This is a genomic window from Kribbella sp. NPDC048915, from assembly GCF_040649595.1.
Lineage (GTDB): Bacteria > Actinomycetota > Actinomycetes > Propionibacteriales > Kribbellaceae > Kribbella.
Map to the genome: position 1 here is coordinate 66,705 of NZ_JBEZFT010000018.1, position 15,417 is coordinate 82,121.

Below are 15,417 nucleotides of genomic sequence, written 5' to 3' on the forward strand. Positions count from 1 at the left end.
CGGTGGGCTTGAGCAGGAACCGGTGGGCTTGAACAGGAACCGGTGCGCCTGCACCCGTTATTACCTGTTCAAGCCCCCCGCCACGCGGACACACCCCCGCCTTCTGGCACCACGCCCGCTTCCTGACGCCAGGTCCGCCCCGCACCCACCTCCGCACCGCCGCACCTCCTAACCTCCGCACCTCCCCGGGGGCATGAACAGGAAACAGTGCGCCTGCACCCGTTATTACCTGTTCAACACCCCGCCACGCGGACACACCCCCGCCTTCTGGCACCACGCCCGCTTCCTGACGCCACGCCTCCTCTCCCCACCTCCGCACCGCGCACCGCCGCACCTCCTAACCTCCGCACCTCCCCGGGGGCATGAACAGGAAACAGTGCGCCTGCACCCGTTATTACCTGTTCAACACCCCGCCACGCGGACACACCCCCGCCTTCTGGCACCGCGCCCGCTTCCTGACGCCACGCCCCACCGCGCACCCACCTCCGCACCTCCTAACCTCCGCACCTCCCGGGGGCTTGAACAGCAAACGGTGCGCCTGCACCCGTTATTACCTGTTCAAGCCCCCCGCCACGCGGACACGCCCCCGCCTTCTCGCGGGGGTGGGGCTGGGGGTGGCGGCAGGTTGTTGCCGTTGGGGGGTCGGGCGTGAGTCGGCGGGTTAGCGTGCGGGGGCAGTGGGTGGACGTACTGGGGTGAAAAGATGGCGGTGATGGCTGAGATTTCGCTCGGTGGGCTGGTGCTGCGTGGTCGTGGGCCGGTGGCAGATGTGTTTGTGGCGGCGGGTGGGCGAACGGTGGTGAAGGTGTACCCGCAGCCGCTGGATCGCCGGACCTTCAATGCGGTCGAGGTCGAGCAGGCGAAGCTTGCCGGGTTGCGGTCGGCGTCGTCGATCGTCCGGGTGGAGGCGCTGGACGAGTTGCCGGACGGGCGTACCGGGCTGCGGATGGAGTACTGCCCGCAATCGCTGTCCGATCTGGTCGCCAACGGTCCGCTGCCGGTCGAGGATGTCATCGTGCTCGGGCAGATCCTCGGCTCGGTGCTCGCCGAGGCGCATCACGTCGGCCTCGTGCACGGCGGTGTGACCCCGTCGAACGTGCTCGAGCGCCCGAGCGGGCAGCCCGCGCTGGCGGACTTCGGGATGGCGCTCCGGCTGCGGTTCCCGCGTGATCTCACGTCCGCCGCGGCGTACACCGCACCCGAGGTACTGCGCGAAGGCGAGCTGTCCGAGGCGGCCGACGTCTACGGTCTGGGCGCCGTACTGCAGTTGGCGCTGACCGGTAAGCCCCCGTTCCCGGCGCGGCCCGGTGAGTCGCCGGACGACGTCGTACTGCGGGTGCTGCGCGAACCGCCCGCGGAGACGACCGGACCGCCGGCGCTGTCGGCGCTGCTGCTGCGCATGCTGGCCAAGGACCCTGACGCACGACCGGAAGCGGCAGCGGTGGTGACCGAATTCGAGGCGCTGCTCACCGCAGGAGCAGGTACCGCGCCGGCCACCGCAGGAGCAGGTACGGCGCCGGCCACCGCGGGAGCACGTACGGCACGGCCAACCGCAGGAGCGGGTACGACGCTGCCCACCGGAGCGGCAGGTACTACGCCGATCGCGACCGGCCGCAGCGTACCGCTGGCCGTCGTCGAAGCCCCGAAGAAGGCCCCGAAGCCCCAGAAGGCTCAGAAGCAACCAGATGCCCGCAACCGAGGCTCGCGCGCACCGTTGCTGCTCGGCGCGGGCGCGGCAATCGCAATCGTTGCTGTCGTCCCCTTCCTGCTGCGGGACAATGCCGACACCACAGCCGATCGCCCGGCATCGCCACCGCCGGTCGTGAACGTCCCCACCACGCGCATCACGCCCACGCCGCCCGAGCCGACCATCACGCTGAGTCCCCCGGTGGACAAGGGCACGTCGGTCGTCCTGACCTGGTCGTACCCGAAGCCGCTGACGTACGCCGTCCTCGTCGCCGAGCAGGGCGCGCAGACCCCACGGACGACGGTCGTAGGCAACCGAACCACGCTCACCGTGCCCGTCACCGGCGGTCTGAAGTACTGCTTCCTCATCCAGGGAACAGACGGCGGCCGCCTCGTCCACAGCGCCCGGGTCCCGATCCGCGGCGCCACCTGCAGCCGATGAACGGGACTCGCGGTGGACCGGACGTGCAACCCCGATCGCCTAGGCTGATGACGTGAAGCCGAGCTCGTTCCGCCCCAGGCGGCTCCGCGAAATGCTCCGCGGTCGTGGTCGATCCGAGGCCACGCTGGCCGCGGTGGTGGCCGGATGTGTCGCGCTGATGAGCGTCGTCGTACTGACCGGCGCCGGCTCCCCGGACAACGGCGTGAAGTTCACGCAGTCGGGCCACTGGGTCTACAACAGCGTCGTCGGCCGGATCTTCCACCTGGACGGTTCGACCGGCGAGGTGGACGCCGATGTGGAGTTGAAGGCCGAACCGGGTTCGCAGGTCGTGCAGACCGACAAGCAGGGCTACGTGCTGAGCACGTCGCGGATCGATCAGTTCGGCAAGTCCGACCTGACGGTGCTGGACCCGATCGACCCGCCGGTGACGAACGAGCAGCCCGTCGGCCTCGAGGGACCGGGCGCCGCGTACGCCGTGTACCGCAAGGCCGGCCGCGTGATCCGGTTCGGGGACCAGCAGACCGTTGCCTCGACAGGCGGTCCGCTGGGGGATCCGGTGGTGACGTCTGACGGCACGCTCTGGGTGCATTCGACCAGCGACGGCAAGCTGTGCCGGCTGCCGCTGACCACGGACCGGATGACCTGCCCGGCGTCGGCGCCGAAGGGCCACAAGGGCGGGTTGTCGGCGGTCGGTACGAACGCCGTGTTCGTCGACCTCACCGCGAACGAGGTCTACCGGCTGAACAACGGCGGTATCGACAACCGGGCGAGGCTCGGCGACGAGGACATTCCGGACGACGCGCTGGTCGCGGGCAACGATGTCGCCGGCCGGGTGGCGATCGTCGACCGTGAGCACAGCCAGGTGCACCTGATCGACGTCTCGCATCCGGACAAGCCGGCCGCACCGCGGAAGGCACCGATCCCGAAGGGCACCTACGACAAGGTGGCGTCGTCCGGCGACGGGCTCGCGATCCTGGACCGGAAGAACTCGAACCTGCTGACGCTCGACCGCGACGGGCGCCAGGTCAAGGCGACCAAGATCCCGCACCGCTCGACCGATGGCCCGAGCGAGGGCCGCGAGCGGCCGGAGTCGAACCTGTACCGCGGCGGCGATTCCCGCGTGTACGTCGAGAACGGCACCGGTGACCGTGTCGTGGTCGTCGACCGCGACGGGCGGACGTCACCGGTCGACGTCGGCCCGGGCAAGGACGGCCCGGGTAAGGACGGTGACAAGCGCACGCCCAAGCCGACCGTCACCCCACCGGTGACGCCGCCGAAGACCAACACGCCGAATCCACCCCGATCGACACCGCGGACCACCCCGCCGAACCCGCCCCGGACCACGCCGCCCACCCAGCGGGAAACCCCGCGGCCGCCGACCCGGAAGACCCCGGACCGCCCCGGCACCGAGCGCACCCCCGACCGGACCGAGCCGGAGCGGACCCGGACGACCCCGCCCCCGCCGAAGCGCACGACGCCGCCGACCAAGCCCACTAAGCCGACGGTGACCGCCGGACGCCCCGGCGCACCGCTGAACGTCGCGGCCCGGATCGTCGACGGCAGCGGCGTCGTGACCTGGGGCGCCGCGGCGGCCCACGGCGCAACGATCACGGCCTACCGGATCACCTGGTCGGGCGGTACGAAGTCGGTCAGCGGATCCGCGCGATCGGCGGTGTTCCCGAACCTGAAGACCAAGACGGCGTACACCTTCACCGTCACCGCGGTGAACAGCGTCGGCACCGGTCCGGCGGTCAAGTCGAACCAGGTCGTGGACAAGTGGGCGCAGGCCCAGTCGCCGCGCGAGCTGCTGGTGCAGGACGACGGCATCAGCGGGCGGCTGACGCTCGGCTGGATGGCGCCGACGATGGGCGACGGGACGTTCGTCCGGTACGAGGTCTCGATGGGCTCGAGCACCGCGCCGGCGCGCGTCACCTCCACGACCACGAAGGCGACCATCACCGGACTGACCGACGGGACCAACTACACGTTCTACGCCCGGGCGATCACCCGCGCGCCGGACGGTCAGCTGGTGGTCGGCAAGTACGCGAGCCTGACCGCGACCTCCATCTCGCAGGAAGCGCCGACGACCCGGATCGTCGCCTCGCGCGGCAACGGGACGACGTACGGCGACAAGTGTCAGCAGCCGGAATGCGCGTTCGTCCAGGTCCGGATCGAGAACCTGCAGCCGAACACGAAGTACAGCATCAAGCCGTTCACGTCGGAGTGGGGCAACTTCAACCCCGGCTACTCCAAGGAGACCAACAGCGAGGGGCAACTGCTGGTCCCGGACCAGTTCCCGTGCAGTGCGGTCGGGCAGCTGGTCTGGGCGACGGTGACCGGTCCCGGCGGAGACGTCCACACGTCGAACAAGTTCTTCTGGAAGGCCGCAGACTGAACCGGGCTGCAGACCAAGGCGCCAACTGAAACGGGCCGCCCGGCTGGGCGGCCCGCAAGGTTTCGGACGGGTCAGTTCTTGACGGCCAGGACCGCGGCGATCAGCTGCTGCCAGTCGGTCAGCTCGTCGACGGCCTCGTCGTTGCGCCACTCGGCGGCCGGGACCAGGCCGGGCTCGAGCACGGTGAAACCGTCGCCGTAGAGGTCGAGGATCTCCTGCTCGGAGCGCCAGCTGCCGCGGCCGAGCGTGCCCTGCATGATCTCCTGCAGGGCTTTGGTCTTCGGGTCGTCCTGGCTGCGGAAGTGCGTGATGAACACCGGGCTGCCGGCCGGGATCCGGTCCCGCCAGTAGCGGACGGCGCCCTTCGGGTCCTCGTCGTCGTTCATGTGGTGCAGGACCGCGCAGAAGATCAGGCCGACCGGCTGCTCGAAGTCGATCAGCCGCTGCAGCTCCTCGTCCTCGTAGATCGAGGCGGGCTCGCGCAGGTCGGCCTGGATGACCGTGGTGAACTTGTTCTCCGCGAGCAGCGCGCGGCCGTGGGCGAGCACGATCGGGTCGTTGTCGACGTACACGACCTTGGTCTCCGGCGCGTACCGCTGCGCGATCTGGTGCACGTTGTTCGCAGTCGGCAGCCCGCTGCCGAAGTCGATGAACTGGCGCACCGGCGTGGTCCGCACGATCTCGTCGACGGCCCGGACCAGCACGCCACGGTTGTCGAGCACGATCTGCTGCGACCCGGGCAACTCGTTCAGGAACCGGTCGCCGAAGGCGCGGTCGACCGCGAAGTTGTCCTTGCCGCCCAGCAGGTAGTCGTAGGTCCGCGCGATACTCGGCGTGCTCAGGTCGAAGCCCGGGTACGGCGCGGTCTCCGTCGCCTGCTCGTTCGCATCCGACATCACGTGAATCCTTTCTGTCGTGGCACGTGTCACTGTATGCGACGCCGATGTCACTGCGCTCCCGGCCCCGGCCAGTCTCCGCGGAACCGGCGCAGCGTCAGCGGCCGAACAACGTGCGCAACTCCAGCGACGCCTGGAGTCGGTCGCCCCACGGCTGTCGGCGGAGCGCCTTCCGCAGGTCCCGGACGCCTGCCCAGGCGTGCTCCTTGAGTTCGGCCGTCGGCGCCGTACCGGCCCACAGTGCGTAGTCCACGGCTTGCGCGACGCGAGACAGCCCGGCCGCGGTCTCCGGGTACTCCTTCGCCGCTTCGGCCAGGTCCCGCACGGTCATCCCGGCAGTCACCGGTACGCCGTACGCGCGCAGCCGATCCCGCGCCTCGGCCCACGCGCCGACCACGCCCGCGCGACCGTCCCGCCGCCGGCGCCGCGCCGCGCGCAGCGCTTTCAGCAGCGGTACGCCGACAAGCCACAGCAGCAACAACCCCGCCGACACCGCGAAGACCGCGACCAGCGGGATCCTCGGCATCGGGAGCGTGCCGCCGTCGTCCGGGGCGTCGGTGTGCGGCCGCTCCACCGGGTCCTCGATCTTCTCGACCGGCGGTACGGCGGCCCGCGCCTGGTTGTTGACCTCGTCGATCGATCCGGCCACAGTCGGCCGGCCGGTCGCCGCGTCCGCCGCCGGGTCCAGCGGCCACCAGCCGAGCCCGTCAACGGCTACCTCGGGCCAGGCATAGGCGTCGGAGTTCCGCACCACGTAGGACCCGTCCGCCTCCGGTTCGGCCGGTGCGCGGAACCCGACCACGAGCCGCGCGGGGATCCCGTTCAGCCTCGCGAGGACGACGTACGCGGCGGCGAATTGCGCACTCGTCCCGGACTGCTTCCGCGCGGCCTGTGCGCCGCCGGCCGGACTGTCGACGAGGAACTTCTTCAGCTGCGGCCACCCGTACCCGGTCGGCAGGTTGTCCCCGACCGCGACTGTGTAGTTCTGCCTCAGGTACTTCTCGAGGGCGATCGCCGTCGCCATGGTGGCTCGCTTGCCGCGCAGGGGATCGATCGACGCGATCTCCGGCGGCACCGGCCCGAGGTCGCCCAGCCCACCCGGAGCATCGGCGGCGACGCCGGCATTCAGTAGGTACTCCGCGTCGACGACCGGTTTGTGCCAGCTCAGCGCGTACGCGTCCGGACGCCCCGCCGCCAGCAGCGTCCCGCCGATCGGCTCCACCTGCGGATCCGCCACACCACTGACCGTTGCCGGCAGCAACTGGCTGGGCAGCCACGGCCCGTCCAGGCCTTCGAGTTGCACACTCGCCTGCTCGGGGGAGGTCGGCACCCGCACGTCAGGTCCGGGCGCCAGCTTGGATCCCATCCGCAGGAACGGATGATCGGTCGTCCAGTTCGCTCCGTCGAAGGTGTCGAGTGCGACCTGCCGCCACCGGTCGACCGGCTCCGACGAGGTGTACCTGAACACGACGTCGTCGCGCTCTCGCGAACTCAGCCGACTGGCCAGCTCGTCCAGCGGACTCGTCTGCCGTACGCCGGGTGCCGTCGCGGACTGTACCTGCTGCAAGGAGTACGGCGTCCGCCCCGCCGGATCGACCGCACTCACGACGAGACCACAGGTGATCGCGACGACCGTGACGACTGCCGTCGCGAGCCATGGGGCGATCCGCCGATACTCGAGGTTGTCCGGGATCAGCAACGCCACCACGAGCAGGCCGAGGGCCCCCGCGATCAGGACCGCGGTCCAGCCGGACGCCGCGATGTACAGCTGACTCACGCCGAGGACACCGAGACCGGGGATCAGCGCGACGAGTTGCGGCGTCCGGTCGAGCAACTCGATGGCGAGCAGGCAGGCAATCAGGGTCAGCAGCGGCACGAAGACCACGAGTTCGGGATCGGGCCGCGCCGGCCACGTCGACTCCAGAGTCAGCCGCCAACCCGTCAAACCGTTGCCAAGAGCCCGGATCGACGCGACGGTCGGCAGTCCGGCCGCAGTGGTTGCCCGCAGCACCGTTTCGACGATCGCCAGCAGACCGCCCAGAATGATCAGGATCGTCCGCCACGCGGCCAGCCGGTGCCGGCAGATCTCGGTGACGGCGAAGCTCACCACGCACACCGCCACGATCGGCAGCCACAGATTGCGCAGCCCGAACACCGGCCCGAAACACAACGCGCCGAGCAGTACGGCGGCGAGCACCGCGACGGTCTGCCGCCGGCTCATCGCAGTACCCCGGTCCACTGTCGAAGCGCTTCACGCGCCGAACCACCGAGGACGATCTGCGCGCCGAGGATCGGGGCGACACCCTGCGCGTCCCCGATGCCGATCACTGTCACCGACGAGTAGCGCGTGAGCAGCGGCGCGAAATCCACAGCCGATCCGCGTGCGCCGGTCACCACGACGATCGCCCCGCCCGCCGACGTACCGGTCGTGAGTACGTTCGGCACCAGGCCGGCCTTCTCGTCGTCACGCTGCTGCGTCACACACAACTCGTCCAGGAACATCCGCGACGCGACCGCACCGCACGGAGCCGCCAGGTCGGAGCCGGCCGTGGTCACCAGCCGGCACCGGTGTCCCGCGGTCGAGGCGGCGAAGAGGACCGATGCCGCCGCGTCCACCGCCTGCTCGAAAGTTGCCTCGGACAATGGTCCGCGCCGGGTGTCGAGCAGCACGGTCAGCCGCGGCTGATCGGGATCGGCGTAGTCGCGCACCATCAGCTGCCCGGTCCGCGCGGTTGCCTTCCAGTGCAGGTGCCGGACCTCGTCGCCGACGACGTACGGCCGGACGTCGCGCAGATCGGCCGAGCCGCGCAGCGAGTCGTCCGCGGTCCGCCCGACGTGATGATGACGCGGCCGGCCCGCGACCACGGTCTTGGTCGGATGCCGCTGCGGATGCACCCACAGCGTCGCGACCTCGCCGGTCGCCTTGCTGTTGCGCGTCAGCCCGAGCGGGTCGCGACGCTCCAGCGTCAGCGGTCCGACCTCGACCTTGCCGCGCCGCGAGGTCGGCAGCTCGTACCGATACGTCGCCTCGCTGCTCGGACCGAGCCGGCGGATCTTCACCTCCCGGCGCGCGTCGCCGGCCGAGTCGTACGCCGCGAACGCGGACTGCCAGCGCGCGCCCTCGTTCCGCACGCGCAGCGTGGCCAGCGCCGGGCGGCCGCGCTCGACACGGTCCGGCGACAGCACCCGGTGCACGGTCACGTGCGGCTGCCTGACGGTCAGAACGGTTGCCGCGATCAACGCCCCGAGACCGACCCCGGCCAGCGCCCGGAACACGGAGTACCCGGCCAGCTCGCCCAGCCCGTAGGAGGCGACCGACCCGAGCAGCACCGCCGCTCCACGTCCCGTCAGTCTCATCCGGTCCCCAGTCCCGATTCGCTCGTACTACTTGGCCAACGGCGTCGGGACGGCGGGGAGGACCTCGTCGACCACCGACGACGGCGGCCGTTGGCTCAGCTCCGCGTCCGGCGTCAGCACCAGCCGATGCGCGAGCACCGAGTGCGCCACCTGCTTCACGTCGTCCGGCGTGGTGAACGCGCGGCCGTCCGTGGCGGCGTACGCGCGGGCCGCCCGGACCAGCGCGATGCTGCCGCGCGGGCTGGCGCCGTACCGGACCGCGGTGTGCTCGCGCGTCGCGGCGGCCAGGCGCACGGCGTACGAGCTGATCGCCGGGTCGACGTGGACGGACCGGACGGCGGCGATCGCACCACGCAGCGCCGGGACGTCGATGACCGGGCTCAGCGAGTCGGGCCCGATCTGCCCGGTGTCGCCGAGCACGATCCGCACCTCGGCGTCGTGGTCCGGGTAGCCGACCTCGATCCGCATCAGGAACCGGTCGAGCTGTGCCTCCGGGAGCCGGTACGTGCCTTCCATCTCGATCGGGTTCTGGGTGCCGATGACCAGGAACGGGTCCGGGACGGCGCGGGTCTTCGAGTCGACGGTGACGCGGCGCTCGGCCATCACCTCGAGCAGCGCGGACTGGGTCTTCGGTGTCCCGCGGTTGATCTCGTCGGCGACCACGACGTTCGCGAAGATGCCGCCCGGGTGGAACTCGAAGGTCTCACTGCCCTGGTGGTACACCATCACGCCGGTGATGTCGCCGGGCAGCAGGTCCGGCGTGAACTGGATCCGGTTCCAGGTCGCGTCGACGCTGCGCGCGATGCACCGGGCCAGCGTGGTCTTGCCGAGCCCCGGCACGTCCTCGATCAGCAGATGTCCCTCGGCGAACAGCGCGGTCAGTGCCAGCCGGATCACCTCAGGCTTGCCGTGGATCACCTTCGCCAGGTTGTCGGCCACCGACCGGTACGCCTCGCCCGGTGGGATGGTTGCACTCATTCCGTCACTCCCGTGTGTACGCCGGACTGCACTGGGTGACCCTAGTCGCTGCCGGTCCATCCGCCGTACCGCCGTAGTCCACTACTGGACGGTAGGCAGCTGGATCTCGAAGATCGCGCCGCCCTCGTCGGCGTTGTAGACGCGCAGCTCCCCGCCGTGCGCGAGCACCACCCAGCGCACGATCGACAACCCCAGCCCGGTCGAGCCGGTGGTCGTGTACGCGTCGAACAGGTCCGCACCGACCGCCGGATCGATGCCAGGTCCCTGGTCGGCCACCGTGACCCGGCCGTCGGCGACCGTGACGTTGACGATCGCCTGATCCGCACCCGGCGCCCGGCCGTGCCGCATCGCGTTGGCCAGGACGTTCCCGATCGCGCGCTGCAGCAGCGTCGGGTCGGCCCGCACCATCGTCGGCGCCGTGACCAGCGAGAAGCGGGCGCCCTCGGTCGGCATGTCCTCGACCACGCCGGCGACGAGCTGGTCGAGCCAAACCGGCTGGATCGCGAGGTGCTCGACCCCTGCGGCCAGCCGGGCGCGGACCAGCAAACCGTCGATGATGTCGCCCATCCGGCCGGCCAGCCGCACAGTGCGCGGTAGCAGTTCGGCGCGCTGCTCCGGGTCGCGCGTCGCCGTCTCGGCCAGCGCCCGCAGCGCCGCGACCGGCGTCCGGAGGTCGTGGGCGGTCTCCGCGAGCAACGTCTCCTGCTCCTCGAGCGCGGCCATCGCCGGCCGAATCGCGCGGCCGGACAGCCAGTAGCTGACCAGCGCGGCGGCAGCGATCAGGATCGCGCAGACGACCAGCACGGCGATCATGAGCTGCCGATGCTGTTCGTCCTGCTGCTGGGTGTCCTTCCAGGCGAGTACGGCCCCGAAGTCGCGGCCGTTGGCGTCCTTGAAAGGCCTCGCCGCGATCCGGATCGAATGCCCGTTCTCCGCCCGCGCGTCGACGGAGACCGGCGCACTGTTCCGCACTGCCTCGGCCGCGACCTCGGCCAGCTTCCGCTCGTCGACGCGGGTGCAGTGCCGCGAGCTCAGGAACGGCTCGAAGTCGCTCGGGTTGCCCGGCCGGACTGCGAAGTCGGGACAACCGGACGCCAGCGGATCGCGGCCGACCCGGGTGTAGTCCAGCGCGCCGCCGGAGTCGTCGATCAGCCGGAGCACCGGCTCGACCACCACGCTCAGGTCGTGATCGGTCCGGTCCGCGCTGCGCTGCGCGTCCTGCACGACGATCACCGGTGCCAGTACGACCAGCGCGATGGTGTTCGTGGCGGTGAACAGGACCGTGAGCCACCAGCGCAGCCGGCGGAGCCGCTCGGCCGACGGGCCACGCGCCCGGCGCCGGCTCACGCGGCACCGCCCGGGTTGATCAGCCGATATCCCTGGCCGCGGACCGCCTGGATCAGGTCGGGCCCGCCGCGCAGCCGGCTCCGCAATCGGGTGATCGTCACGTCGACCACGTTCGACATCGGCCCGTCGCCGTCCCAGCAGTGCTCGATCAGCTCCGACCGGGTGACCAGCTGCTCGGGCCGCGACATCAGGTACTCCAGCACGCTGAACTCCTTGCCGCGCAAGGTCACCAGGACGCCCGCCCGATGCACGGTACGGCGGGCCGTGTCGAGTTCGACATCGGCGTACCTGATGATCGGCGGGCGGATGGTCGGGCCGCGGCGGACCAGGCTGAGCACCCGGACGATCAGCTCCTCGACCGCGAACGGTTTGACCAGGTAGTCGTCACCGCCGCCCTCGAACCCGTCCAGCCGGTCCGACAGGGTGGCCATCGCGGTCAGGAACAGCACCGGCACCGCGAACCCCTGCTGCCGCAGCCCGCGGACGTGCTCAAGCGAGTCGCCGTCCGGGAGCATCCGGTCGAACACGACACAGTCGTAGCTGTTCACGTACAGCGCCTCGTCGGCGGAGGCGATGTCCACGGCCAGGTCGACCGCGAGATTCGCCGACCGCAGCGCCGCCGGGACAGCCACCTGGAGCTCTTTGTCGTCCTCTACCACCAGTACGCGCACGCTCGACCTCGGGTGTCATCGAAATGTCATCGTCTCCCCGGATCGTATGTGTCATGAACGGTCACGCAGCGCGCACGTCCATCCGGCCCGCCGGTGGCGCTGCCACATCCTCTGGGGGTTCACTCACATGACTGTCACCATGCTCAACCGCCCTAGTGGCTTCCAGCAGTTGCCGGCCCCCGCCGGGGTCGCCGAGCTCCTCGCGGCGGCGGAGGACGAGGTAATCGCGATGAGCACCTTGTCCCCGGCCGCTCCGATGTTCGGGCCGGCCCTCGCGCCGCGCGAGATCAAGCACGGTGTGCGCTATCGGGCAATCTTTCCCGACCACGCCCGCACCATGCCGGCCGTCGGCCGGCACCTGGGTGCGCTCTCCGCGGCCGGCGTCGCGGTCCGGACCGTCCCGCACGTCCCGATGAACGCGCTGGTGATCGACGGATCGGTCGCCGTCCTGCCCGCCGACACCTCGAACGGCAGCGTCGCCGTCCTGCGGCTGACCAGCGTGGTCATCACCGCGCTGGAGCTGTTCGAGCGGATCTGGCCGGACGCCGTACCGCTGGCGGACCGGGACCTGCCGGACGAGGCCGACCTGTCGCTGCGGGAACAGGAGATGCTGCGGCTGCTGGCGCTCGGGGCGACCGACGAGGTGGCCGCGGCGCACCTGGACATCTCGGTCCGGACAGTACGCCGGATGGTCGCGCAGATCATGAACCGGCTCGGCGCGCGCAGCCGCTTCCAGGCCGGCGTGAAGGCCGCCGACCGCGGCTGGCTGCTTGAGCGGGCATCCTGACCGATCTCAGCGGCAACAGCGGGAAAGCGGCTCCTGTGACTGATCCGTGGGTGGGTCTGAGTGACCGCGCTGTACGACCACGCCGTACGACCACGCCGTACGACCACGCCGTACGACCACGCCGTACGACCGCGCTGTACGACCGCGCGCGTCTCCGCACCCAATACCCTTCAGCCCCTACCGGGGACCGCGAACACCCATCCGCGACCGTGCACACCCGCCCGGGACCTCGCACACCCACACGGGCTCGTGCACCTCGCCCGGGACCTTGCACACCCGCCCGGGACCTTGCACAACCGCCCGGGACCTTGCACAACCGCCCGGGACCTTGCACAAGCAATAACCAGTCCACACCCACCACAACCTGTCCAAGCTTCCGTCTTGAGCCCGCACGACCACCGACGCAGCCGACCTCGCACGAGTGTGCCGTGCTGTGGATCAGCCGGCGGTGGTCTGGTCGGCGGTGATGCGACGCGGTAATGCGACGCGGTAATGCGACGCGGTCGTAGGAGTTTCCGAGTTGCCGCCGCACGGTGGGTTTACCCACGGTGTTGTGGGTTCCGCACCCTTCACACGGGTCAGGAACCCACAACACGATGGGTGAACCCACCGTGCGGGAAGGCGCGCGGCGTCCAGTCCGGGCACCATCTCGATCACCCAAGACCCACCCAGGGATCGGTCACAAGAGCCGGAAAAGCAGGTGGGGGACGGCGCGATTGCCGTCCCCCACCTGCTCGGGTCCTTCGGGTGATTCAGTTCAGTGTGTGCTGGGGCGGCTGTTGGTCCCGGCCGGTCCGGCGGCGCTCACGGACGCCGGTGTCGTGCACCGTGTGGTCCGGGGTGCGTGGTGCCGGGCACACGGGGCCGCGGCGGATCGGACCGCCACCCAGTCTCCGGCTCTTCCACTGCTTCTCTTCGTAGTCGTAGTAGGTGTCGACTCCTCCGACAGTCATCCAGTCCTCCCGTCACAAACCCCCCGTCCCCTGCTGGCCCATCAACAGTCGGACACGACCACCCCGGCAGACAAGCGATTCCGGAAATCACCACGGATCAACAGGCTCGAACGCCGTGTTCTGTTGGATCAGCCCACAAATGTGACCCGTTCGCCAGTCTCAGACGGACACGATCGCGACGCCGTGACCGGGTAACGCGACTCCGCCGCCGATCACCTCGGCCGCGGCGAACGCCATCACGACATGCTGCGGGGTCTCGTCCACGGGGACGACGCGGTCGGCCGCGTCCAGGTTCGCCACCACGCGCAGGCTGCCGCGGGACACCACGATCCACGCCCCGTCCGGGTCGAACGCGACGCCGACGGAGTCGAGCCGGTCGTCGTGCAGCTCGGGCATCCGGGCCCGGAACGTGAGCAGATGCCGGTACCAGTTCAGCACCTCGCGATGCGGCGCCTCGTCCAGCTCGGACCAGTCGAGCAGCGAGCTCTGCCAGGTCTGCGGATCCTGCGGGTCCGGGATCTCGTCGGCGTCCCAGCCGAACGCGGCGAACTCCTGCCGCCGGCCGGTCCGGACCGCCTCGGCCAGCTCGGGTTCGTCGAAGTCGGTGAAGAACCGCCACGGCGTCGAGGCGCCCCATTCCTCACCCATGAACAGCATCGGCGTGTACGGCGACGTGAGCACGAGGGCAGCGCCGATCGCGCGCTGCCCGGGCGTGAGGTTCGGACGGTCGCCGAGCGCCCGGTTGCCGACCTGGTCGTGATTCGAGGTGTACACCATGAACTGACCGCCGCGATGACTGCCCGGATCGACCGGACGGCCCCAGTCCTGGCCGCGGAACGTCGAGTAGCCGCCGTCGTGCCGGAACACCCGCGTCAACGTCTTCGCGAACACGGCCGGATCCCCGAAGTCCACGTAGTACCCGAACCGCTCTCCGGTCAGCAGGGCGTGCAGCGCGTGGTGGAAGTCGTCGCTCCACTGGGCTGTCATCCCCATGCCGTTCTGGGACACCGGCTCGACCATGCGCGGATCGTTGAGGTCCGACTCGGCCACCAGGCCCAGCGGCCGTCCCAGCTCCTTCGACAGCGCAGCTGTCTCGTTCGACAGCTGCTGGAGCAGATGCGTCGAGCTGTCGTCGACCAGTGCGTGTACGGCGTCCAGACGCAGTACGTCGATGTGGAAGTCGCGGAACCAGCGCAATGCGTTGTCGCAGATCCAGCGCCGTACCTCATGGCTGCCGGTGTCGTCGAGGTTGACCGCCGGACCCCACGGCGTGGTGTGGCGGTCGGTGAAGTACGGGCCGAACTCGGCGAGGTAGTTCCCGCTCGGACCGAGGTGGTTGTAGACGACGTCGAGGCAGACGGCCAGCCCGGCGTCGTGACAACGGTCCACGAACCGCTGCAGGGCTTCCGGACCGCCGTACGGCGCGTGCACCGCGTAGAGGTCCACGCCGTCGTACCCCCAGCCGCGGACGCCGGGGAACGCGGCGACGGGCAGCAGCGAGACCACATCTACCCCCAGCACCGCCAGGTAGTCGAGGTGCTCGGCCGCGGCGTCCAGCGTGCCTTCGGGTGTGAACGTGCCCACGTGCAACTCGTAGAACACCGAGCCCGCGACCTCCCGGCCTGTCCAGGTGTCGTCGCTCCAGTCGAAGCGGTCCGCGTGGAACACCCGGCTGAAGCCGTGCACACCGTCCGGCTGCCACGCGCTGCGCGGGTCTGGCAGCGGGTCACTGCCGTCGATCGAGTACGCGTAGTCGGTGCCGTGGTCGGCCTCCACGACGTGGCGTTCCCACCAACCGCTCTGCTGATCCTTGGCGGCGAAGCGCATCGGCAGCACACCGTCGCGTAGGACCAGGTCGACGGCGGTCGCCTCCGGCGCCCAGACGCGGAAGGTGTGCATGAGTTG

General features: G+C 70.3%; 11 protein-coding genes. 3 read left to right on the top strand and 8 right to left on the bottom strand.

The genetic code is table 11. From position 1 onward, the window contains the following. Window positions 1-712 precede the first annotated feature (712 nt). Both AB0B82_RS12730 and AB0B82_RS12735 read left to right on the top strand, forming a co-directional pair. A complete protein-coding gene (locus tag AB0B82_RS12730) occupies window positions 713-2,128 on the top strand; it encodes a serine/threonine-protein kinase (RefSeq protein WP_360165995.1) in 1,416 nt (471 codons plus the stop codon). Between the two features lie 52 nt (window positions 2,129-2,180). Next, a complete protein-coding gene (locus tag AB0B82_RS12735; protein ID WP_360165998.1) occupies window positions 2,181-4,523 on the top strand; it encodes a fibronectin type III domain-containing protein in 2,343 nt (780 codons plus the stop codon). 71 nt (window positions 4,524-4,594) lie between these two features. Here AB0B82_RS12735 and AB0B82_RS12740 read toward each other — a convergent pair whose 3' ends face one another. From AB0B82_RS12740 to AB0B82_RS12765, 6 genes are all read right to left on the bottom strand, one after another. Continuing rightward, on the bottom strand, window positions 4,595-5,419 hold the full coding sequence (locus AB0B82_RS12740) for an SAM-dependent methyltransferase (RefSeq protein WP_360166001.1): 825 nt from the start codon (window positions 5,417-5,419) through the stop codon (window positions 4,595-4,597). Between the two features lie 97 nt (window positions 5,420-5,516). Next, window positions 5,517-7,640: a DUF3488 and transglutaminase-like domain-containing protein gene (locus AB0B82_RS12745; protein WP_360166003.1), complete on the bottom strand. Its 2,124-nt coding sequence runs from the start codon at window positions 7,638-7,640 to the stop codon at window positions 5,517-5,519. Beyond that, complete coding sequence (locus AB0B82_RS12750) at window positions 7,637-8,776, bottom strand: DUF58 domain-containing protein (protein WP_360166006.1); 1,140 nt, start codon at window positions 8,774-8,776, stop codon at window positions 7,637-7,639. The genes AB0B82_RS12745 and AB0B82_RS12750 overlap by 4 nt, the downstream gene beginning before the upstream one ends. 27 nt (window positions 8,777-8,803) lie before the next feature. Beyond that, entirely contained in the window at window positions 8,804-9,754 is a 951-nt protein-coding gene (locus tag AB0B82_RS12755) for a MoxR family ATPase (protein WP_360166009.1), read from the bottom strand. 81 nt (window positions 9,755-9,835) lie between these two features. Further along, on the bottom strand, window positions 9,836-11,101 hold the full coding sequence (locus tag AB0B82_RS12760) for a HAMP domain-containing sensor histidine kinase (protein WP_360166012.1): 1,266 nt from the start codon (window positions 11,099-11,101) through the stop codon (window positions 9,836-9,838). Beyond that, a complete protein-coding gene (locus AB0B82_RS12765) occupies window positions 11,098-11,772 on the bottom strand; it encodes a response regulator transcription factor (protein ID WP_360166015.1) in 675 nt (224 codons plus the stop codon). Before AB0B82_RS12765 ends, AB0B82_RS12760 begins: the two co-directional genes overlap by 4 nt. A 127-nt stretch (window positions 11,773-11,899) precedes the next feature. Between AB0B82_RS12765 and AB0B82_RS12770 the strand changes: the two genes are divergently transcribed. Continuing rightward, window positions 11,900-12,559 carry a helix-turn-helix transcriptional regulator gene (locus tag AB0B82_RS12770; RefSeq protein ID WP_360166018.1) on the top strand — a complete coding sequence of 220 codons (660 nt, stop codon included), beginning with the start codon at window positions 11,900-11,902 and terminating at the stop codon, window positions 12,557-12,559. Between the two features lie 752 nt (window positions 12,560-13,311). On the opposite strand, the gene AB0B82_RS12775 is transcribed toward AB0B82_RS12770, so the two are convergent. Both AB0B82_RS12775 and treZ read right to left on the bottom strand, forming a co-directional pair. Next, entirely contained in the window at window positions 13,312-13,512 is a 201-nt protein-coding gene (locus tag AB0B82_RS12775; protein ID WP_360166021.1) for a hypothetical protein, read from the bottom strand. 159 nt (window positions 13,513-13,671) lie between these two features. Continuing rightward, entirely contained in the window at window positions 13,672-15,411 is a 1,740-nt protein-coding gene (treZ, locus tag AB0B82_RS12780; protein ID WP_360166024.1) for a malto-oligosyltrehalose trehalohydrolase, read from the bottom strand. Between the last annotated feature and the right edge of the window lie 6 nt (window positions 15,412-15,417).

Coding starts and splice junctions, on each gene's coding strand:
- AB0B82_RS12740 (WP_360166001.1), bottom strand. CDS start 5,419: ATGTCGGATGCGAACGAGCAGGCGACGGAGACCGCGCCGTACCCGGGC.
- AB0B82_RS12730 (WP_360165995.1), top strand. CDS start 713: ATGGCTGAGATTTCGCTCGGTGGGCTGGTGCTGCGTGGTCGTGGGCCG.
- AB0B82_RS12770 (WP_360166018.1), top strand. CDS start 11,900: ATGACTGTCACCATGCTCAACCGCCCTAGTGGCTTCCAGCAGTTGCCG.
- AB0B82_RS12745 (WP_360166003.1), bottom strand. CDS start 7,640: ATGAGCCGGCGGCAGACCGTCGCGGTGCTCGCCGCCGTACTGCTCGGC.
- AB0B82_RS12750 (WP_360166006.1), bottom strand. CDS start 8,776: ATGAGACTGACGGGACGTGGAGCGGCGGTGCTGCTCGGGTCGGTCGCC.
- AB0B82_RS12755 (WP_360166009.1), bottom strand. CDS start 9,754: ATGAGTGCAACCATCCCACCGGGCGAGGCGTACCGGTCGGTGGCCGAC.
- treZ (WP_360166024.1), bottom strand. CDS start 15,411: ATGCACACCTTCCGCGTCTGGGCGCCGGAGGCGACCGCCGTCGACCTG.
- AB0B82_RS12775 (WP_360166021.1), bottom strand. CDS start 13,512: ATGACTGTCGGAGGAGTCGACACCTACTACGACTACGAAGAGAAGCAG.